This is a genomic window from Bosea sp. 124, assembly GCF_003046175.1.
In the GTDB taxonomy this organism is placed as follows: Bacteria; Pseudomonadota; Alphaproteobacteria; order Rhizobiales; family Beijerinckiaceae; genus Allobosea.
This window is the reverse complement of the sequence record NZ_PZZM01000001.1, coordinates 3,787,790-3,807,721: the sequence shown is the minus strand read 5'-3', so window position 1 is coordinate 3,807,721 and position 19,932 is coordinate 3,787,790. Positions and strand designations below refer to the sequence as shown.

Annotated in this window: 16 protein-coding genes and 1 tRNA gene; 5 read left to right on the top strand and 12 right to left on the bottom strand. The window is 66.5% G+C overall.

Annotated elements, in window-relative coordinates; translation table 11 throughout:
• Positions 1-83 precede the first annotated feature (83 nt).
• Positions 84-1,433, bottom strand: coding sequence for an oxygen-independent coproporphyrinogen III oxidase (gene hemN / locus C8D03_RS18085; RefSeq protein WP_465246450.1), 1,350 nt, complete (start codon positions 1,431-1,433; stop codon positions 84-86).
• A gap of 299 nt (positions 1,434-1,732) precedes the next feature.
• Here hemN and C8D03_RS18080 point away from each other — a divergent pair, with 299 nt between their 5' ends.
• Both C8D03_RS18080 and C8D03_RS18075 read left to right on the top strand, forming a co-directional pair.
• Positions 1,733-2,848, top strand: coding sequence for an efflux RND transporter periplasmic adaptor subunit (locus C8D03_RS18080; RefSeq protein WP_108048310.1), 1,116 nt, complete (start codon positions 1,733-1,735; stop codon positions 2,846-2,848).
• A gap of 4 nt (positions 2,849-2,852) precedes the next feature.
• Positions 2,853-5,996, top strand: coding sequence for an efflux RND transporter permease subunit (locus tag C8D03_RS18075; RefSeq protein WP_108048308.1), 3,144 nt, complete (start codon positions 2,853-2,855; stop codon positions 5,994-5,996).
• A gap of 33 nt (positions 5,997-6,029) precedes the next feature.
• On the opposite strand, the gene C8D03_RS18070 is transcribed toward C8D03_RS18075, so the two are convergent.
• The 5 genes from C8D03_RS18070 to C8D03_RS18050 form a co-directional block, all read right to left on the bottom strand.
• Positions 6,030-6,105 (bottom strand) — tRNA-Ile (locus C8D03_RS18070).
• 131 nt (positions 6,106-6,236) lie between these two features.
• Entirely contained in the window at positions 6,237-8,642 is a 2,406-nt protein-coding gene (locus tag C8D03_RS18065; RefSeq protein WP_108048305.1) for a methyl-accepting chemotaxis protein, read from the bottom strand.
• Positions 8,643-8,935: 293 nt separating this feature from the next.
• Complete coding sequence (locus C8D03_RS18060) at positions 8,936-9,346, bottom strand: acyl-CoA thioesterase (protein ID WP_108048303.1); 411 nt, start codon at positions 9,344-9,346, stop codon at positions 8,936-8,938.
• Positions 9,339-9,710 (bottom strand): hypothetical protein, encoded by a 372-nt coding sequence (locus C8D03_RS18055; RefSeq protein ID WP_108051810.1) that lies wholly within the window; start codon positions 9,708-9,710, stop codon positions 9,339-9,341. The genes C8D03_RS18060 and C8D03_RS18055 overlap by 8 nt, the downstream gene beginning before the upstream one ends.
• 13 nt (positions 9,711-9,723) lie before the next feature.
• Complete coding sequence (locus tag C8D03_RS18050) at positions 9,724-10,752, bottom strand: methionine synthase (RefSeq protein ID WP_108048301.1); 1,029 nt, start codon at positions 10,750-10,752, stop codon at positions 9,724-9,726.
• Between the two features lie 86 nt (positions 10,753-10,838).
• Between C8D03_RS18050 and C8D03_RS18045 the strand changes: the two genes are divergently transcribed.
• Positions 10,839-11,264 carry a VOC family protein gene (locus C8D03_RS18045; protein WP_108048299.1) on the top strand — a complete coding sequence of 142 codons (426 nt, stop codon included), beginning with the start codon at positions 10,839-10,841 and terminating at the stop codon, positions 11,262-11,264.
• A 28-nt stretch (positions 11,265-11,292) separates the two neighbouring features.
• Here the strand turns inward: C8D03_RS18045 and C8D03_RS18040 are convergent, their stop codons facing one another.
• The 3 genes from C8D03_RS18040 to C8D03_RS18030 form a co-directional block, all read right to left on the bottom strand.
• Positions 11,293-12,534 carry an MFS transporter gene (locus C8D03_RS18040; protein WP_108048297.1) on the bottom strand — a complete coding sequence of 414 codons (1,242 nt, stop codon included), beginning with the start codon at positions 12,532-12,534 and terminating at the stop codon, positions 11,293-11,295.
• A gap of 306 nt (positions 12,535-12,840) precedes the next feature.
• Positions 12,841-13,128 carry an HlyU family transcriptional regulator gene (locus tag C8D03_RS18035; RefSeq protein ID WP_108048295.1) on the bottom strand — a complete coding sequence of 96 codons (288 nt, stop codon included), beginning with the start codon at positions 13,126-13,128 and terminating at the stop codon, positions 12,841-12,843.
• 130 nt (positions 13,129-13,258) lie between these two features.
• Complete coding sequence (locus C8D03_RS18030; RefSeq protein WP_248308518.1) at positions 13,259-13,684, bottom strand: secondary thiamine-phosphate synthase enzyme YjbQ; 426 nt, start codon at positions 13,682-13,684, stop codon at positions 13,259-13,261.
• A 127-nt stretch (positions 13,685-13,811) separates the two neighbouring features.
• Here C8D03_RS18030 and C8D03_RS18025 point away from each other — a divergent pair, with 127 nt between their 5' ends.
• Both C8D03_RS18025 and C8D03_RS18020 read left to right on the top strand, forming a co-directional pair.
• Complete coding sequence (locus C8D03_RS18025; RefSeq protein WP_108048291.1) at positions 13,812-14,156, top strand: ArsR/SmtB family transcription factor; 345 nt, start codon at positions 13,812-13,814, stop codon at positions 14,154-14,156.
• Complete coding sequence (locus tag C8D03_RS18020; protein ID WP_181301077.1) at positions 14,153-14,674, top strand: SRPBCC family protein; 522 nt, start codon at positions 14,153-14,155, stop codon at positions 14,672-14,674. The genes C8D03_RS18025 and C8D03_RS18020 overlap by 4 nt, the downstream gene beginning before the upstream one ends.
• A 16-nt stretch (positions 14,675-14,690) precedes the next feature.
• Here C8D03_RS18020 and C8D03_RS18015 read toward each other — a convergent pair whose 3' ends face one another.
• The 3 genes from C8D03_RS18015 to dnaG all read right to left on the bottom strand — a co-directional run bounded on the left by C8D03_RS18015 (position 14,691) and on the right by dnaG (position 19,909).
• Complete coding sequence (locus C8D03_RS18015) at positions 14,691-15,353, bottom strand: hypothetical protein (protein WP_108048289.1); 663 nt, start codon at positions 15,351-15,353, stop codon at positions 14,691-14,693.
• Positions 15,354-15,759: 406 nt separating this feature from the next.
• On the bottom strand, positions 15,760-17,802 hold the full coding sequence (gene rpoD / locus C8D03_RS18010; RefSeq protein ID WP_108048287.1) for an RNA polymerase sigma factor RpoD: 2,043 nt from the start codon (positions 17,800-17,802) through the stop codon (positions 15,760-15,762).
• Between the two features lie 202 nt (positions 17,803-18,004).
• Entirely contained in the window at positions 18,005-19,909 is a 1,905-nt protein-coding gene (gene dnaG, locus C8D03_RS18005; protein ID WP_108048285.1) for a DNA primase, read from the bottom strand.
• Positions 19,910-19,932 lie beyond the last annotated feature (23 nt).

The following is a 19,932-nucleotide window of genomic DNA, read 5'->3' as shown; positions in this document are numbered from 1 at the left end:
GGATGACCGCGTCCCGGATCGCCGCCTTCGCGCTCTTGCTCGGCACTTTCCAGCGCAACCTGCCGTGGCGCTGAAGCGATCTCTTACACGGCGCGGCTGTAACGGCGCACCGGCTGGTCGATATGGGCGTCGAAGGCGGAGGCGACCTTGCGCACCATCAGGCGGGCATGCTCCGGCATCAGGATCCGTGTCCCGTCGAAGCGGATCATGCCCTCCTGCGAAAGCCTGTCGAGCTTGCTCAGCGAGGGCGCGAGCTGCTGCGGATCGGCGCCGTGCCGGGCGCAGACGGCGTCGATATCGACCGAGAGATCGCACATCAGCCGCTCGATCAGCTCGGCGCGCAGCCGATCATCGGCGCTCAGCCCGTAGCCCTTCACGGTCGGCAGCTCGCCTTGGCCGACACGCTCGGTATAACGCCCGATCACCACCTCGTTCTGGACATAGCCCTGCGGCAGCCGGCCGATCGCCGAGGCACCGAAGCCGAGCAATGCCTCGCAGCCATCGGTGGTGTAGCCCTGAAAATTGCGGCGGAGACTGCCGCTGCCCAGCGCCTGCGCCATCTCGTCCTCGGGGCGCGCGAAATGGTCGAGCCCGATCCGGACATAGCCGGCCGCGACGAGCCGCTCCGCCATCGCCTCCGCCTGTTCCCGCCGCGCCGCGCCATCGGGCAGGTCGGCCTCGGCGATGCGCCGCTGATGCTTCTTGAAATCGGGAACATGCGCGTAGCCGAAGATCGAGAAGCGTTCCGGCGCCATCTCCAGGCAACGCTCGACCGTGTCGACGCAGGAGGCCACCGTCTGCTTCGGCAAGCCATAGATCAGGTCGAAATTCACCCCGCCGATGCCGCCCGCGCGCAGATCGGCGACGACAGCAGCAGTCTGCTCGACGCTCTGGATGCGGTTTATGGCCTGCTGCACGACAGGGTCGAAACTCTGCACGCCGAGGCTCGCGCGGGTGACGCCCGCCTCTCCCAGAGCCGCCGTCATCGCCCGCGTCAGGCGGCGCGGGTCGATCTCGACAGCGATCTCGGTCGCCATATCGAGCATAAAGCGCTGCCTGAGCAATCCGACCAGCGCGACGAAATCGTCGGGCTCCAGAATGGTCGGCGTGCCGCCGCCGAAATGGATATGGCGAACATCGAGCGGCGCGTGCAGACGATCCGCCACGAGGTCGATCTCGCGGCGCAGCACCGCCAGGTAGTCGACGATCGGTCCGTCGCGGAGCGCCACCGTGGTATGGCAGCCGCAATACCAGCACATCGACCGACAGAACGGGATGTGGAGGTAGAGCGAGGCTTTCGTCCCCGGCGCGAGTTCGCCCAACCAGCGGCCATAGCGCGAGGCATCGACATCGGCTCCGAAATGGGGCGCGGTCGGATAGCTCGTGTAGCGCGGCAGGCGTTCATCGAGATAGGGTGCCCTCTCAGCTTCCACGGCCGATCCTCTCCAGCGCCGGAACCCGGCTTCGCATGGAAGCATGCGGTGAGGCGGCCGGCCTGTCTTTGAGGCAGAGCAAGTCGCAACTTCCGAATTGCACGCGTCAGGCCTCGGCGCCGCACGGCCGCGAAGAGGCGGTCAGGAGCGCACAAAAACACTGTGGCGTTCGCAAGCAAAAGCGCACAGGATCGAGCAGCGTCGATGCTGCTCACTCCGGCAAGCGTCGCAGCCAAGCGACGAAGGGGGATTCGATGCCTGAGCTTTGCCAACCGGCGGCTGCGGTTCCGCTTCCCACCATGCGGGGCCTGCGTATCCTCACCTTGCTCGGTGCGCTCTCGCTCCAGCCCGGCTCCATCGCATTCGCCCAGCAGCCGGCACCGTCAGCGATCCCCGTCGGAACCGTCGCTGCCGAAAAGCGCGCCATCGGCCGCACGGCTGATTTCGTCGGGCGCATCGAGGCGGTCAACCGCGTCGATGTCCGCGCCCGCGTCACCGGCTATCTCGAGGCGGTGCTGTTCCAGGAAGGCGCGAACGTCACCGAGGGCATGCCGCTCTTCCGCATCGAAAGGCCCCCCTTCGAGGCCGCCGTCGAACAAGCGCAAGGCGCGCTGGAACGTGCGCAGGGCGCGCTTCAGAACGCCACGGTCCAGCGCCAGCGCGCCGACGAACTGCTGAAGACCAGCGCCGGTTCGGTCGCCGTACGCGATCAGCGCATCGCCGAGGAAAAGGGAGCCGAGGGTGACCAGACGACCGCCGAGGCCAATCTGAAGACCGCGCAGATCAATCTCGGCTACACCGAGATCAAGGCGGCGATCACCGGCCGGATCGGCCGCACCAAGGTGACGAAGGGCAATGTCGTCGGCCCCGACAGCGGCGTGCTGGCGCAGATCGTCAGCAACGACCCGATGTACGTCTCGTTCCCGGTCAGCCAACGCGAATTCCTGACGATCAAGGCCGGCGCCGTGCCCGCCGATGGCCGCGCGCCTCTGGTCAGCCTGAAATTCGCCGATGGCTCGACCTATGATCAGAAGGGCCGTGTCGACTTCGTCGACGTCTCGGTCGAGCGCTCCACCGATACGGTGCTGGTGCGCGCCACGCTGCCGAACCCGGGGGGCAAGCTCATCGACGGCGCGCTCGTTCGAGTCGCCGTCCAGGGCGAGCAGACCGATGAAAAGGTCCTGATCCCGCAATCGGCGCTGATCGCCGACCAGCAGGGCGCCTATGTCTTCGCGGTCGAGGACGGCAAGGCCGTGGTCAAGCGGATCAAGATCGGCAGCGAGGTCGGCGCCTATGTCACCATCGACCAGGGCCTCGCCGGCAACGAGCAGATCGTCGTCGAGGGCCTGCAGAATCTGAGGCCGGGCACGCCGGTGCTGGCTTCGCCCGTGACCCCGCCGGCCGGCCGGAGCTGAGCCTATGATCAGCTCCGTCTTCGTCGACCGGCCGCGGCTGGCCATCGTCATCGCGCTCGTCACCACCATCGCCGGGCTTCTCTCGCTTTTCGCGATTCCGGTAGCGCAGTATCCCGACATCGTGCCCCCGCAGGTATCGGTGACGACATCCTATCCCGGCGCCTCGGCGGCGGTGGTCGAGCAGACGGTGGCACAGCCGATCGAGGCGCAGATCGTCGGCACCGACAAGATGATCTACATGAAGAGCGTCAGCGGCAATGACGGCAGCTACTCGCTGCTGGTCTCGTTCGAGCTCGGCACCAATCCCGACATCAACAGCGTCAACGTCAACAACCGCGTGCAGATCGCGCTGTCGAAGCTGCCGCAGGAGGCGCAGCGCAACGGCGTCACGGTCAAGAAGAAGTCCTCGGCCCTGCTCGGCGTCATCGCTGTCTACGCGCCGACCAACGCCTATGACACGCTGTTCGTCTCGAATTACGCCACGATCAACCTGCTCGACGCGATCCGCTCGACGCCCGGCGTCGGCGACGCCGCCCTGTTCGGCGCGCAGGACTATTCCATGCGGGCCTGGGTGAAGACCGACAGCCTCACAGGGCTGAATCTCACCACCGGCGACATCATCAGCGCCATCCAGGCCCAGAATGCCCAGGCCGCCGTGGGGCGCATCGGCGCGCGCCCGATCTCCGACGATCAGCAGTTGCAGCTCAACATCCAGACCAAGGGCCGGCTGAGTTCTCCCGAAGAGTTCGGCAAGATCGTGCTGCGGACGAATACCGACGGCTCGATCCTGCGTCTCTCGGATGTCGCACGCCTCGAGCTCGGCGCCGCCAATCTCGACCGCGACACACGGTTGAACGGTGGCCCCGCGGTCCTGATCGGCATCTACCAGTCGCCCGGTGCCAATGCGATCGCCGCGCTCGACGCGGTCAAGAAGACGGTTGGCGACATCGCGAAATCCTTCCCCGAAGGCCTCGCCTGGAAGGTTACCTATGATCCGACGGCCTTCGTCACGGCCACGATCCATGAGGTCAAGAAGACCCTGATCGAGGCTTTCGTGCTCGTCGTGCTGGTCGTCTACCTGTTCCTCGGCAATCTGCGCGCGACACTGATCCCGACGGTCGCCGTCCCGGTCAGCCTGGTCGGCGCCTTCATCGTGCTCAATGCCATCGGCTACTCGGCCAACACGGTCTCCCTGCTGGCCGTGGTTCTCGCCATCGGCATCGTCGTCGACGACGCGATCGTGGTCATCGAGAACGTCGAGCGCGTGATGGAGGAGCACCCCGAGCTGACACCCGCCGAAGCGACGAAGAAGGCCATGAGCGAGATCGTGGCCCCGATCATCGCGATCACCCTGGTGCTGCTCTCGGTCTTCGTGCCGGTCGCCTTCATTCCAGGAATCTCCGGCGAATTGTTCCGGCAGTTCGCGGTCACCGTGGCCGTGGCCATGGTGCTGTCCGCGATCAACGCGCTGACACTCTCGCCAGCGCTTTGCGCCGTCCTGCTCAAGCGCCACCACGGACCGCGTCGCGGACCGATCGCCCGCATCATGAGCGGCATCGACTGGACGCGGGACCGCTACGGCGCCGCGGTCGCACGGCTCGTGCGCGTCTCCGTCGTCAGCCTCGCGCTCACCGCCGCCTTCGGTGTGGGCATCTACGCCATGGGGCGGATCACGCCGACCGGCTTCCTGCCCGAGGACGATCAGGGCGCGTTCTTCGTGGTGGCGCAGTTGCCCGACGGCGCGTCGATCGGCCGGACATCGGCGGTCATGGCGCAAGTCGAGGGCATCCTGAAGACCGAGAGTGCGATCGCCGATTATTCCACGATCATCGGCCTCAACTTCATCGACAACTTCTCGCAGCCCAACGCCGGCTTCTTCCTGGTTTCGCTGAAGTCGTTCGACGAGCGGACGAGCCGCGAGGACGGCGCGCCGGCCATCATCGCGCGGCTCGCGCAGAAATTCCGCGCGGTGCGCGAGGGCAATATCGTGCCGATCGCGCCGCCTCCGATCATCGGTCTCGGCAGCGGCGGCGGCTTCAGCCATGTCGTGATGGATATGGCGGGCTCGGACCCGAAGGCGCTCGGGCGCACCCTGCGGGGCCTGATCATCGCAGCCAACCAGGATCCGCAATTGCGGCGCGTCTTCTCGACCTTCTCGGATTCGACGCCCTCGATCTATCTCGACATCGACCGGGACAAGGTCCAGATTCTCGGCGTCGACCTCAGCGGCGTCTTCCAGGCTCTCCAGGCCTCGCTGGGCGGCTACTACGTCAACGACATGAACCTGTTCGGCCGCACCTGGCAGGTTCAGGTCCAGGCCGAGGGCGTCGATCGCGCTTCGATCGACGACATCTACCGCATCCATGTCCGCAGCCGCAGCGGTGACATGATCCCGCTGCGCAGTTTCGTCGAGGCGCGGGTCGTGGTCGGCCCGCAGGCGCTGATCCGCTACAACAATCGCCTCGCGGCAACCGTGCAGGGCTCGCCGGCGCCCGGTGTCTCCTCCGGCCAGGCGCTCGCCGCCATGGACGCGGTCTCGGCCCGGACGCTGCCTCCCGGCTACCGCGGCGCATGGACGGATGTGTCGTTCCAGGAGAAGCGGGCCGAGGGGCAGACCTCGATCATCCTCGCCTTCGCAATGCTCTTCGCCTATCTCTTTCTCGTCGCGCTCTACGAGAGCTGGACGATCCCAGTTCCCGTCCTGCTATCGGTGGCGGTGGGTATCCTCGGCGCCTTCGTCGCGATCGTCATCGGCGGGCTGACGCTCGACCTCTATGCCCAGATCGGCATCGTCGTGCTGATCGGCCTCGCCGCCAAAAACGGCATCCTGATCGTCGAATTCGCCAAGGAGCTGCGCGAGAAGGGCCATCCCCTGCTGCATGCCGCGACCGAGGGCGCGAGGCTGCGTTTCCGGCCGGTGATGATGACGTCCTTCGCCTTCATCCTCGGCCTGCTGCCGCTCGTCATCGCCGAGGGCCCATCGAAGCTCGCCCGTCGCAATGTCGGCACGCCGGTCTTCGGCGGCATGCTGGCCGCCGCCTTCATCGGCATCTTCGTGATCCCGGCGCTTTACGTGGTCTTCCAGTCGCTGCGCGAACGCCTGCGACCGTCGACACGGCCGAAAGAGAACCTAGCACCCGGCCCCTGATGGCATGGCGCGGTTCGCATTTCTGATCGGAAATGGTGGGCCGGGCCGGACTCGAACCGGCACCGGCGCTGTTATGAGCAGCGAGCTCTAACCATTGAGCTACCGGCCCGCTCCCCGCGTAGCATCGCCGCTGGCGATCGGGCAAGGCCGCCGTCGCCATGGAACGCAAAGACCCCGCCGTCGCGGGACGGCGGGGTCTTTGCGCTGTTCGGGGGAATGCCGCAGGGCGGGCCGTCTCGCTCAAGCCGCCTGCGCCACCACCATCGACTGCTCGGCGCCATGGCCCTCGCGGAAGCGGAAGCGAGCGATGTGCTCGCTGAGCGCGCGGGTTTGCTCGTCGGTGAGGGCGAGCGCGGCATTGGTCTCCTCGACCAGTGCGGCGTTCTGGTGCGCCATGGTGCCGATGCCGTCGATCTCGGTGTTGATCGCCGAAACGTCGCTGGCCTGGTTCTTGGCCGTCTGCGAAATCCCGTTCATCAGCCCGGTCAGGTCGTTGACCGAGGAGACGATCGCCTCGAACATCTGCGCCGTCTCCTCGACGAGGCCGACACCGACCTTGACGTCGCCATGTGCCGCCTCGACCAGCTTCTTCACATCGTTGGAGGCGTCGGCCGAGCGCTTGGCGAGGCTGCGCACCTCGGTCGCAACGACCGCGAAGCCGCGACCGCTATCGCCGGCCCGGGCCGCCTCGACGGCGGCGTTCAGCGCCAGCAGGTTGGTCTGGAAGGCGATCTCGTCGATCATCGCAATGACCTCGGAGATCTTGTTCGAGGAGGTCCGGATGCGCTGCATCGCCTCAAGCGCGGAGGCGACGACCTTTTCGCCCTGCTGGGCCTGGCTCTCGGCGCCCTCGGCCATACCGGTCGCCTGGGCGGCTTCCGACGCGGTCTTCTTGACCGTGCCGGCGAAGGCGCCGAGCTGGTTCGTCGCCATCGAGACCGCGTTGCTCTCCTCGCTGGTGCGCTCGGCCAGATCGGTGACGCCGTCGAGGATCTCGGTCGTCGCGCTGCGCACCGCCGCGACCGTCTCGGAAAGCTTGGCGAGCGTACTCTCGAATTCGTCGGCGAGCGCGTTCGTGCCATTCTTGAGCTCGGCGAAGGCGCCCTGGTAGAGCCCCTCGATACGGGTCGAGAGATGGCCGGCGGAAAGTTCCGCCAGCACGTCGCAGGTCTCCGACAGGCCGCCCTGCACGGTCTCCAGCAGCGAATTGACCGAGCCGGCGAGCGCATTCAGCTCGGCATCGGCGAAATTCGCCTGGACGCGCCGGCTGAAATCGCCGGCGGCAGCCGCCGCCACGACCTCGCCGAAGGCCGCTCCCAGCTCCTGCATCATCTCGCGGCGCTGCTCCTGGGCGCGCGCATCGTCCTCGACCTTGGCAGCTTCGGCGGCACGCAGGGCCACGGCGTTGTCGCGGAAGAGCAGCACGCTCTTCGAGATGTCGGAGATCTCGTCATTGCCCTTGGTGTCGACGACGGTCTCGAGCGCCCCGTCGGCGATCGCCCGCGTTGCGGTCCAGAGCCGGTTCAGGCGTCCGATGATCATGGGCCGGACATAAAACAGCGAGAGCGACAGCGCGACCAGGAGCGAGCCGATGCCGATGCCGCCGAGCCACATCTTGCTCTGCTCGATCAGCGCGCTGGTCGAGCGGCTGGCAGCCACGGCCTCGCCGCGCGCGCCCTCGACCAGTTTCTCGACCTGGGCGCGCAGTGTCACGGCGGCACGATCGACCTCCTTCAGGCCCTTCGTGATCTCCGCGAGCGTGGCGAGATCGCGCGCGCGCATCTCGACGACGCCCACGCGCCCCTCGCCGACGGCGATGACGGCCTCGACGACCTGGTTGCGGAACGGATTCGGGGAGGCGTTCTCGGCCGAGGTCAGCTCCATGCGAATCCGCATGACGGTCGCCTTGAAGCGCTCCCGCGCCAAGTCGAGGCGAGTCGGATCGGATGCCTGGGCGATCTCGCGCAGCATGCCCATGAGTTCGTTGACCTGCGCCTCGAGCTTGCGCGCGAAATCGAAGACCGGAAAGTCGCGGTCGTTCAGGGTCTTCATGGCGGCGTCGAGCTGATCGCCGGAGAGGCCCTTGATGCTCTCGATCCCCATGGTAACGTTGAAGCGCGCCTCGTCGGCTTCGGAGCCGACCACGCCGCCGAACACCCTGCCGACCTTGGAGAGGTTCTCGAGCGCCGTGACCATGGCCGCGGCATTGCGCATCCGGGCCCCGGTCAGGTCGTTGATCTCGTTGATCGCGCGGGACAGGTCGTCGACGGCGCTCTGGGTCTGCTTCATGTCGATGTTGCCGAGCGCGGCGATGCGGCGGATCAGGTCGAACTGGCGGGCCTCGATCCGGTCGAGCTCATTGGTCAGCCCGGCGCGCTGCTGCACGCTCTCGACATCCATGAAGCGCGGCGCGAGCGCGGTCGACTGCGTCGCGACCTGCGACAGTTCGAGTGCGAGTTCGACGACCGGCATCTTCCGGGAGACGAGATCGTCGACCGTCACATCGACCCGCCCATAGGAGAACCATGCCACCCCGGAGGCCACGATCGTCAGCGCCGTCATCAGCCCGAGCGCAGCATAGATACGCGCGGCGATGCCGATGCGCGAGGATTTGCGCTGGCGGGCGGGCTTGCTGGCCTTCGTCATCGATCGCTCTCCGAATGCAACGCGACATGATGGACGACGAAGCTGGTGCGAGGCATGCGGCAGGCCCGAAGCGCCCGCCACAGCACGACGCGCCGCCGGAGCCGCCGAATGCGGCAACCGACAGGCGAGCCCCCGAACCGCCCCGCGCCTCAACTGTCGTTGGGCGGGATCCTTGTTCTTGTGGAGAATCGACCGAATGCGCTTAAAGAACGTTTAAGCTTGCGGATTCTTTTGAATCAGCGCCCCGGCAGGCGGATTCAGCTTCCGTTAGGGAATAAGGCAGCCGGTGCCCCTCAGACCTCCGGCGGCTTCGGCACGGGCCGCGGCCGCCCCTCCTCGTCGATCGCGACGAAGGTGAAAGTCGCGTCCGTGACCTTCTCATGGATCGTGGTGCGGAAGCGCCGGGCCCAGGCCTCAACATGAATCTTCATCGAGGTCCGCCCCACTGCCTCGACCTCCGTATAGACGCTGAGCACGTCGCCGACTTTCACCGGCCGGATGAACGTCATCGCATCGACCGCGATCGTGACCACCCGCCCCTGCGCGCGATCCACTCCCGCGATGCCGCCGGCCGCGTCCATTCGCGACATCACCCAGCCGCCGAAGATATCGCCATTGGCGTTGGTGTCGGCTGGCATCGCGTTGATGCGCACCGTCAGATCGCCGCGGGGCTCTTCTTCGGAGGTGAGGCCGGGTTCAATCATCGTCGGTCTTTCCCTGTTCGACATGGAAGGAATGCAGCACGCGGTGCAACACCGGAGCCAGCACGAAACCGGATGCGATGACCACGAACAACCCCGAGAATAGCGCATAGAACCCGGCGAAGAGCTTGCCGCCCGTCGTCTTGAGTTCCGAGACCGGTCCCATGCCCGAAAGGATCATCGCCGCGTTGGCGAAGGCGTCGACCGTGCTCATGCCCTCGGTCCAGCCATAGCCGACCATGCCGATGACGAGCCCGACCACAGCCAGCCCGAGATAGAGCAGCACCGCCCGCCCCAGCCGCGCCGCGAACCGCCGCGCCGGGATCACCCGCTCTTTGCGATGCTCGAAGCGGGTGAGGCCAGTCATGCCGCGCCCCATATCAGCCCGCCAGGCCCAGTTCCCTGCGCACCAGAGCGGCACCGGCCGCCAGCGCCGCAAGCTTGCCATAGGCGACCTCTGAGGTCATCGGCGCCAGCCCGCAATTGGTGCAGGGGAAGAGCTTCTCGGGCGCGACATAGGCCAGCACCGCACGGATCGTGGCGGCAACCTCCTCGGGGGTCTCGATCGCATTGGTCGCGACGTCGATCGCGCCGGCCAGCACGTCCTTGCCGTCGAGCAGCCTGATCAGGTCGAGCGGCACCTTGGAGTTGCGGCACTCCAGCGAGACCTGGTCGATCGAGCTTTTCGCGATCACCGGAAAGGTCTGCTCGTAATGGCGCCACTGTTCGCCGAGCGTGGCCTTCCAGTCGATATTGGCCTTGATGCCGTAGCCGTAGCAGATGTGGACGGCGGTGGTCGCGGTCAGGCCCTGCGCCGCCCGCTCCAGGCAGGCGATGCCCCAGTCCGAGACCTCCTTCATGTAGACATTGAAGGCGGGCTCATCGAACTGGATCACGTCGACGCCCAGCGCCTCCAGCTCCCTAGCCTCCTCGTTCAGTACCGCGGCGAAGGCCATGGCGAGGTCCTCGCGGCGGCCGTAATGCGCGTCGGCGATGGTATCGACGATCGTCATCGGGCCGGGCAGCGTGAACTTCAGCTTGTGGCGGGTATGGGCCCGGGCCGCCTGGGCCTCCATGCGATGCACCGGGCCCTTGCGGCGAATCGGGCCGGTGACGGTCGGAACCTCCGCCTCGTAGCGGTTGTTGCGGATGCCCATGATCGTCTTCTTGTCAAAGTCGATGCCGTCGAGATTGGCGAGGAAGCCGTGGACGAAATGCACGCGCGCCTGCTCGCCATCGCCGACGATGTCGATCCCGGCATCCTCCTGCAGCTTCACGGAGAGGATTGTGGCATCGCGCCGCCCCTCCTCGAGCGCCGTGCCCTCGAGTTTCCAGGGCGCCCAGAGCCGCTCGGGCTCGGCGAGCCAGGTCGGCTTGGGCAGGCTGCCGGCGATGGTGGTGAGAAGCATGGCGTGTCCTCTGGAGTCTTCTGGCTTGCAGCGAGTTCTGACGTGCCGCAGGCTGGCGTCAAGCCCGGCGGCGCAAGGAGACGTCGATGACCGCGACACCGCCCCAGATCTGCATCTCACTGCGCTATGCCGATGCGGTGAGGATGTATGACTGGCTGATCGAGGCCTTCGGCTTCGAGAAGCACGCGGCCTATTATTCCGGGGACGGCAGGACCCTTCTGCACGGGGAACGGCGCATGGGCACGAGCTTCGTCATGCTCGGCTCGGCTGATGGCAACGCCTTCGGCAAACGCGTCTCCCGCCCGGCCGAACTGGGCGGTACCGCCGCCTCGCCCTATGTCGCGACCGACGGCATCGATGCGCTGTGCGAGCGCGCCCGTGCAGCGGGAGCCGAAATCTGCATGGAGCCGACCGACCAGCCCTATGGCAGCCGCGATTTCATCGCGAAGGACCCGGAGGGGCATGTCTGGTGCTTCGGCACGTATCGACCGGGCGAAACAGCGACCGGGTAGGGATTTGACAGCATGAGCCGCTGCCGACTCAGACGGCCGCCGGAGCAGAATGTCCGGGCGTCTTCCGCCGCGCCCGCGTCATGAGCCAGCACACCACGGTGAGGTTGACGAGGTTCCAGGCGAGCCCGTTGAGGAAGGCCGCGCGGTAGGAGGCGAAGGCGTCGAAGATCGCGCCCGAGACATAGCCGCCGAAGGCCATGCCGAGGATCGTCGCCGACATCACGATGCCGATGCGCATGCCCGCTTCCCGTGCCGGCAGGTATTCGCGGATGATGACCGCATACATCGGCACGATGCCGCCCTGGAACAGTCCGAAGATGCCGGTGACGATGAACAGCGAGGTCAGCCCGTCGAACCAGAGATAGAGGAACAGCGCGAGCCCCTGCATCAGCGAGCCCAGCGCCAGCGTCGCCGCCCCGCCGATCCGGTCGGCGACGAAGCCCGAGCCGATCCGGCTGATGATGCCCAAGCCCAGCATTAGCGAAAGCATCTCGGCGCCGCGCGCCACGCCGTAGCCGAGATCGCCGCAATAGGCGACGATATGGACCTGCGGCATCGCCATCGCGACGCAGCAGGCGAAGCCTGCCGCCGCGAGCAGCCATTGCAACTGATTGGCCGAGAGGCCGAGATCGCCGCGCGCGCCGGCGCTCGCGGCCTCGTCGGCCGCGATGCTCTCGGCCGAAGGCCGCCGGCGGAAGAAGGCAGCCAGGGGCAGCATCACGAGAAGCACCGTCACCCCGATGCCGACATGCGTCGCCCGCCAGCCATGGGTCGCCAGGCCCCAGGTGATGACCTGCGGCCAGATCACCCCCGCGAGATAGCTGCCAGAGGCGCCGAACACGACGGCGAGCCCGCGATGTCGGCGGAACCAGTGCGAGAGATCGGCGATCAGCGGCGAGAAGCCGGCCCCGCCGCCGATACCGATCAGCAGCAGATGCACCAGCGCAAACTGCCAGAGCGACTGCGCCACGCCGGCCAGCATGTAGCCGGCGCCGAGCAGCAGCGCGCCGAGCACGATCGGCACCACGATACCATAGCGGTCGGCGACCCGGCCCATGGCGATGTTGCCGAAGCCGAAGCCAATCATCACGCAGGTATAGGGCAGTGCGGCGCCTGCCCGCAGCGTGCCGAACTCGGCCTGCACCGAGGGCAGCACCACGACGACCGACCAGGTGCCGACGCAGGCCGCGGTGCCGACCAGCAGCGATACGGCCAGCCGAAGCCAGGCATAGGATGAATCGGGCGCGAAGCGCTGGTCCTCGGGCGTCATTGTTTCCTCGGCGCGCCGGTTCACGGAACGGCGTTCTCTGCACGAGGATTAGGCAGCGCGGCCGGAGCCGGCAAGCGCGTCCGAAGCAGAGCGATGCGGCGTCGATGCGGCCTCGCATGTGCCGACATGAAGGGCGCGAAGGTCCCGTTCCCAAGGAGAGGGCTCACGCATTTGCGTTTCGACCTCTCAAGCCACCTGACGACGATGCGTGCTTCGCCGGTTTCCGCGATGATCCTGGCGACGAGCGCTGGCGGATCGTCAAGATTGCGCGAGCTTACGACACCCACGCCTCGCGGCAGGCCGCCGCTAGCGGAAGACTGCCTCGCCTTGCTGGTCGACGAGCTGCTGGCCCTTGACCAGCGTGAAGTCGGTCGCCTCGGCGATGCCGGGAAAGCGGTCCGCCCGGACGAAGCGATGGCTTTTGAGCTCACCGTCGATCGTCTTCTCGACGACGCCGCAGAGTTGCCACTGGCCGCCCTCCTGATAGGGCATCGCATGGATGGTGAAGCCGTTGTGCTCGATGCTCTTGAGCGGGCCGGCCGGCGTGTCGACCGCCACCTTGCGGCCGCCGAACAGGGATTTCAGGAAGGACATCGGGCTTTCCTCCGGCGCGGATGCGAGGGCGGAGGGAGAAGTAGCCGGCTGCGCTCGGGATGCCAAGTCGGACGCCCAGCCGGGCGCCGGGCCGGGGCGACCGAGCGGGAGCATGCCGCGCCGCCCGCATTCACCGCGCGAGATGCAGCACGACCTCGCGCCGGTGCGGCCTCTGCCTGTGCTCGAACAGATAGAGGCCTTGCCAGGTGCCGAGCGCGAGGCGTCCGTCCATCACCGGGATCGACAGCGAGACCGGCGTCAGCGCGGCCTTGATATGCGCCGGCATATCGTCCGGCCCCTCGTCGCGATGGACGAGATACGCCATCGCCGGATCATCCGCGGAAGGCACCAGCCTGCGGAAAAAGGCGTCGAGATCGCGCCTCACATCCGGATCGGCATTCTCCTGGATCAGCAGCGAACAGGAGGTGTGGCGCACGAAGACCGTCAGCAGCCCGGCCACCACGCCGGTCTCGGCGACAAAGCCTTCGGCCCGGGCGGTGAATTCGTGGAGACCCGGTCCGCGCGTCTCGATGGTCAGGATCGTTTGCGTGGTCACGGTGCCGTTCACTCGGGAGAGGACGCACCGAGCAGGCCGCAGTCCCGCGGCAAGATCAAGGCGGCTGCTGACCTCCATCAGACACTTAGGTATTGACCTAAGTAATTTGACGCAGCAGGATCGCCTCATGTCCGCTGCCCAGCCCGCCCTCGACGAGACCTTCCGTGCTTTGGCCGACCCGACCCGGCGCGCGGTGGTCCAGGCTCTGGGTCGTGGCCCCGCTTCGGTGAGCGAGTTGGCGAGGCCTTTCGAAATGGCCCTGCCAAGCTTCCTCCAGCACCTCAGGGTGCTGGAGGAGTCGGGGCTCGTCACCACAGCCAAGACCGGGCGGGTGCGCACCTGCACGCTCCGCACCGAACCGCTGGCCGCCGCCGAGCATTGGCTGGACGCCCAGCGCTCCCTCTGGACAAGGCGCCTCGACCAGCTCGATGCCTTCGTCCTTCACCTCAAGGATCAGGAAGACGCCTCATGACCGACCTGCCGGCTTTCAGCTTCGACCCTGCGCTCGACCTCGAACTCGACCGCGTCGTCGATGTCTCGCCGCGCCTGCTCTGGCGCGCCTGGACCGAGCCCAAATTGCTGATGCAGTGGTTCTGCCCCCTGCCCTGGAAGACGACGGAATGCGAGATGGATGTCCGGCCCGGCGGCAAGTTCCGCACGGTGATGCAGGGCCCCAATGGCGAGCGTCACGACAACACAGGCTGCTTCCTCGCCGTGGTGCCGGAAAAGCTGCTGGTCACCACCGATGCGCTCGGCCCCGGCTGGCGCCCGACCGGCTCGGCCTTCATGACCGCGGCAGTCGAGTTCCAGCCGCAGGGCTCGGGCACCCGCTACATCGCCCGCGCCTTCCACAAGGACGACGCCACCCGCAAGCAGCACGAGGAGATGGGCTTCCACCAGGGCTGGGGCACGGCGCTGGAGCAGTTGGTCGCGCTGGCGAAGGGGCTTCGATTCAATCGGGCCCGGCGGACAAAGGACGCCGGGTTCTAAAGCGTCACAGCGCCGATCAACCCGGCATCGGGCTGGAGAGGAGGCCCTTGAGGTTACGGACGCGCCCCTCGGCCACCTCGGTGGCGATGCGGGTCCAGTCCGGCCCCTGCAGCGTCGTAGCGACCCAGGCCTTGGCGAATTCCGGCAACTGCTTGACGGTGCCGATGGCGGCCAGGGTCTCTTCCCGGTCGGGCGCGTGCACTCCGGGGTCGAGCAGCCCGTTCTCTCGCAGCGCATCGGTCATCGCCGCATTGGCGGCGGCATCCAGCGCCTGCGCCAGATCGGCCGTATGGGTAAAGGAGCAGATATGCCGCCTGCGCCCGTCGAAGCTGAAGATCTCAGCTGGGCAGAGGAAGCGCAGATGCGCGCCGTCGGATTGGCCTCCAGCGACTGGATCGATGCCGCGATAAATGATCGCGCCGCGCAGCTCCCTTGCGTAGTCGAAATCGCCTGAGGTCGCGAGGTAGCCTCGCACCTGATCGAGGAACTTGGCGTCGTCGAGATAGTCCCTGACCAGATCGATGGCGTCTAGCGCGTTGGAAAAATACAGGTAGTGATAGAGCTTAGCGTCCAGCTGATGGCTGTCGCGCGGCGCCATGCTCAGCTTTACCCGCGCCCAGTTGCGGGTCTCGAGCAGCCACAGCAGAGCATTGGTTAGCTTGGTCGCTCTGTCGTCCATCGTGTGCTCATTTCCTTGCCCCCTGCCCGCCCTCTTACGAGGCATTAGCTCAACTCAGAATCTACGATCCGACCGCTACAAAGTTCCGTCCCGGCATGCCGTTGAGCCCACTCATCGGTGGCCGCTCCCCGGTACCGTTTGAGCCGCAGGCGGCATTGAATCCGCCCCTGCGAGCAACAGGAAACCATGAGATCGTTAAAGTTGGATTCATTAAGCACGGGCTGCGCCGGTTGTCGCGCCTCTGGCGGCCGAGGCTGCGCCAGCACCGTCTGAGACCGAGCCGCCCTGATTTGCAGCGTGTCAGTATCTGCTGTTTCGAGACGGAGCCTTGCCGTCAGGGCGCTGCAAAGATGCAGGCGCCGGGCCGGAGATCACATCCCGCCCGACGCATTGTTGTTCAAGTTCCTCAATTGTCGAGGAAGCTCCTGAGCTTCCGCGACCGACTCGGATGCTTCAGCTTCCGGAGCGCCTTCGCCTCGATCTGGCGGATGCGCTCGCGGGTCACGGAGAACTGCTGGCCGACCTCTTCGAGCGTGTGGTCGGTGTTCATGCCGATGCCGAAGCGCATGCGCAGCACGCGCTCCTCGCGCGGCGTCAGCGAGGCCAGAACCCGCGTCGTGGTCTCGCGCAGGTTGGACTGGATCGCCGCGTCGATCGGCAGGATCGCGTTCTTGTCCTCGATGAAGTCGCCGAGATGCGAATCCTCCTCGTCGCCGATCGGCGTCTCAAGCGAGATCGGCTCCTTGGCGATCTTCAGGACCTTGCGCACCTTCTCCAGCGGCATCGCCAGCTTCTCGGCCAGCTCCTCCGGGGTCGGCTCGCGGCCGATCTCGTGCAGCATCTGGCGCGAGGTCCGGACGATCTTGTTGATCGTCTCGATCATGTGCACCGGGATGCGGATCGTGCGGGCCTGGTCGGCGATCGAGCGTGTGATCGCCTGGCGGATCCACCAGGTCGCGTAGGTCGAGAACTTGTAGCCCCGGCGGTACTCGAACTTGTCGACCGCCTTCATCAGGCCGATGTTCCCTTCCTGGATCAGGTCGAGGAACTGCAGCCCGCGATTGGTGTACTTCTTGGCGATCGAGATTACGAGGCGAAGATTGGCCTCGATCATCTCCTTCTTGGCCTGCCTGGCCTCGCGCTCGCCCTTCTGGACCATCAGCACGATCTTGCGGAATTCCTGGATCTCCAGGCCGGTCTCTGAGGCCAGCGTGTGGATGTCCTCGCGCAGGCTCTTGATCCGCTCCAACTCGGAGCCGACGAACTCGCGCCAGCCGCGCGAACCGAGCTTGGAGACGCGCAGAACCCATTTCGGATCGAGTTCGCCGCCGACATGCTGCTTGAGGAAGTCCTCGCGGCCGACGCCATAGCTCTCGGCCAAGCGCAGCAGGCGGGTCTCATGGCCGATCAGGCGCTTGTTGATGTCGTAGAGCTGCTCGACCAGCGCCTCGATGCGGTTGTTGTTCAGCGAGAGCGACTTCACCGCGGTGATGATGTCGTCCTTGAGCTTCTTGTATTTGCGGTCCTGCGACGGCGAGAGCTTGGTGTTCTCGAGCCGGTTGGCGATGTCCTGGTCCTGCAGGCGACGCAGCTTCTTGTAGTTGTCGGCGATCGAGTCGAACGTCTCCAGCACGCGCGGCTTGAGCTCGGCCTCCATGGCCGAGAGCGAGACGTTGTTCTCCATGTCGTCGTCGTCGAGATCGGGCGGCAGCTCGCCTTCGGGCGTCTCGCCCTCGGCTGCGGCCGGGGCGCCCTCGACCTGTTCACCGCCCTCGCCACCCTCGCCCGGCAGTTGCGTCGGGTTCTTGCCGTCGGGGCCGGCATAGGTCGCTTCAAGATCGATGATGTCGCGCAGCAGCACCTTCCCGTCGACGAGTTCGTCACGCCAGATGATGATCGCCTGGAAGGTCAGAGGGCTCTCGCAGAGCCCGGCGATCATCGCCTCGCGGCCGGCCTCGATGCGCTTGGCGATCGCGATCTCGCCTTCGCGGGAGAGCAGCTCGACCGAGCCCATCTCGCGCAGATACATGCGGACGGGATCGTCGGTGCGCTCGGTCGGCTCGAGATTGCGCTTGACCTCGACGGGCAGCGCTGAGCGCGAGGCATCGACCAGGTCGCCGCCCTCGGCCTCTTCCTCATCGGCGCCATTGGTACCGGTGCGCGCCGCCGCGCGCTCCTCGCCGGAGGCTTCCGGATCCTCGTTGTCGACGACGTTGATGCCCTGCTCGCTGAGCTGGCCAAGCACGTCCTCGATCTGCTCGGAGGAGAACTCCTCCGACGGCAGAACCTCGTTCAGTTCGTCATAGGTGACATAGCCTCGCTTCTTCGCGAGCTTGATCATCCGCCTTACGGCCTGATCGGTCAGATCGAGCAACGGTCCATCGGAGGTCGGGGGGGCTTCCGGCGCGACCTGATCGGTCTTGTCCCGTTCGCTCACTTTCGTCGCCATCAATCAGCGCTCCGCACTCTCGCGTCGCCACGGCTCGGGAGAAGCCATACGCAGACGCATAAAAGGGCGGCGCGGCCGCATGTCCGGCGCGCTCACCCCACCCAAATCACGTTCGGCAGATGGCACCCGTCATCGTTGACGAATCGTGAACCACCCGACACCAATGCGCATCATTCGGACGGCGATCACCATACGCTGGCTATCAATCACCGGACATGGCCTCCGTACCCTCGATGGTCTCGAGGCGGGCCTTGACGTCCTTGATCCAGGCGAAATTGGCTTCGGTCGCTTCGTCAGCCAATGCGCGCTCGGCTGCCTTCAACTCGCTATGTAGCGTCCGCGCGCGATGATGCAAGACAATAGCCTGCCGAATTGAGTCGAAAACCGATTCAGGATCAGCCGCTTGCGCGAGCTTCAGCCGCTCGGCCGGCCCCGTGACCGCCATCAAATGAGATTGTGCCTCGCGCACGCGCGGCTGCTCTAGCCGGCTCGCCAGCGCTTCCTCGTCGAGAACGCCGTCATCCGCGGCATCGAGCAGCGCCTGCCGGAAGCGTTCAGCAGCCGCACCGTCGAGCGACAATTCGGAAATCTCGTCGGCACAGCGCAGGATCAGGCCGGGATGGCTGGCCAGCGCCAGCAGGATGAAGGCCTCGCGGACATCCTCGCCACGTCCCTGCGCCATGATCCTGGAGCGGGTGAGCTGGCTCGATGCCTTCAGTGGGCCCACCGCCCAAGGCGCGACATTGGACCGGAAGCCGCCCCGGCCATTGCCACCGCCCTGCCCGCGTCCGCGCGGATAAGCGCCATCGCGGCCACGCTCGGCCCGCACCGGGCCGGCGCTGGCGAAAAGCTGCGCCAGCCGCTCCTCCATCTCGCGGCGATAATGCTTGCGGGTGGTCTCGTCGCGAATCTGGCCGAGCGGTTCCTTCAGCCGGCGCTCGAAGGCGGCCCGCCGCTCGGGCGTGTCGAGCGGCCCGGCCTCGACCTCCCGCGTCCACAGCATGTCGACCAGCGGCCGCGCCGCGCCCAGGACCTCGGCGATGGCGGCCTTGCCGCCGGAGCGCGCCAGATCGTCAGGGTCCTGCCCGTCCGGCAGCAGCGCGAAGGACAGGGACTTGCCCGGCTCCAGCAGCGGCAGGGCGATGTCGATGGCACGGCTCGCGGCCTTGCGGCCCGCCTTGTCGCCATCGAGGCAGATCACCGGCTCGTCCGCCATGCGCCAGAGCAGCGTCAGTTGATCCTCGGTCAGCGCCGTGCCGAGCGGCGCCACCGTCTGTGGGAAACCCGCGAGCGACATGGCGATGACATCGACATAGCCCTCGACCACGATGGCCTGCCCGGTGTCGTGCGCCGCCTTGCGAGCATTGTGGTGATTGAACAGCAGCGAGCCCTTGTGGAAGAGCGGCGTCTCCGGCGAGTTCAGGTACTTGGCCGAGACCTCCGAACTCATCGCCCGCCCGCCGAAGGCGACGACACGCCCGCGCGAATCGTGGATCGGAAACATGATGCGGTCGCGGAAGCGGTCATAGGGCACGGCGATCTCCTCGCCATGCACCAGGAGGCCTGCCTCCATCATCAGCTCGGCGCCGACGCCCTTGCCTGCCAGATGGTCGCGCAGCGCGAAGCGATCGGCCGGGCCATAGCCCAGCCGGAAGCGCGTGCGCGCCTCGCCATCGAGCCCGCGCGAGGCGAGATAGCGCCGCGCCGAGCCGCCACGGTCGCCCATCAGCTCGGCTTCGAAGAAGCGCGCGGCCAGTTCGACAACCTCGTGCAGCCCCTTGCGCCTCTCCTCCTGGACCTGCGCCTCATGGGTAATCTTCGGCAGCGCGACGCCAGCCTCGGCGGCGAGCTTCTCGACCGCTTCCGGGAAGGACAGCCCCTCCGTCTCCATCACGAACTTGAAGATGTCGCCGTTCTTGCCCGAGGAGAAATCGAAGAAGGAGGCCTTCTGGTCGTTGACGAAGAAAGACGGCGTCTTCTCGGCGTTGAAGGGCGACAAGCCCTTCCATTCCCGGCCTGCCTTGGCGAGGCGCACGCGCTTGCCCACGACGGCCGAGACCGGCAGCCGCGCCTTGATTTCTTCCAGGATGGAGGGCGGGAACTTCATTCCCGTCTATGTGGACCTCGCAC

Bases quoted from the DNA above. Each gene is read 5' to 3' on its own strand.
- C8D03_RS18080 (WP_108048310.1), top strand. From the start codon at position 1,733: ATGCGGGGCCTGCGTATCCTCACCTTGCTCGGTGCGCTCTCGCTCCAG.
- C8D03_RS18075 (WP_108048308.1), top strand. From the start codon at position 2,853: ATGATCAGCTCCGTCTTCGTCGACCGGCCGCGGCTGGCCATCGTCATC.
- C8D03_RS18065 (WP_108048305.1), bottom strand. From the start codon at position 8,642: ATGACGAAGGCCAGCAAGCCCGCCCGCCAGCGCAAATCCTCGCGCATC.
- C8D03_RS18060 (WP_108048303.1), bottom strand. From the start codon at position 9,346: ATGATTGAACCCGGCCTCACCTCCGAAGAAGAGCCCCGCGGCGATCTG.
- C8D03_RS18055 (WP_108051810.1), bottom strand. From the start codon at position 9,710: ATGACTGGCCTCACCCGCTTCGAGCATCGCAAAGAGCGGGTGATCCCG.
- C8D03_RS18050 (WP_108048301.1), bottom strand. From the start codon at position 10,752: ATGCTTCTCACCACCATCGCCGGCAGCCTGCCCAAGCCGACCTGGCTC.
- C8D03_RS18045 (WP_108048299.1), top strand. From the start codon at position 10,839: ATGACCGCGACACCGCCCCAGATCTGCATCTCACTGCGCTATGCCGAT.
- C8D03_RS18040 (WP_108048297.1), bottom strand. From the start codon at position 12,534: ATGACGCCCGAGGACCAGCGCTTCGCGCCCGATTCATCCTATGCCTGG.
- C8D03_RS18035 (WP_108048295.1), bottom strand. From the start codon at position 13,128: ATGTCCTTCCTGAAATCCCTGTTCGGCGGCCGCAAGGTGGCGGTCGAC.
- C8D03_RS18025 (WP_108048291.1), top strand. From the start codon at position 13,812: ATGTCCGCTGCCCAGCCCGCCCTCGACGAGACCTTCCGTGCTTTGGCC.
- C8D03_RS18020 (WP_181301077.1), top strand. From the start codon at position 14,153: ATGACCGACCTGCCGGCTTTCAGCTTCGACCCTGCGCTCGACCTCGAA.
- C8D03_RS18015 (WP_108048289.1), bottom strand. From the start codon at position 15,353: ATGGACGACAGAGCGACCAAGCTAACCAATGCTCTGCTGTGGCTGCTC.
- rpoD (WP_108048287.1), bottom strand. From the start codon at position 17,802: ATGGCGACGAAAGTGAGCGAACGGGACAAGACCGATCAGGTCGCGCCG.
- dnaG (WP_108048285.1), bottom strand. From the start codon at position 19,909: ATGAAGTTCCCGCCCTCCATCCTGGAAGAAATCAAGGCGCGGCTGCCG.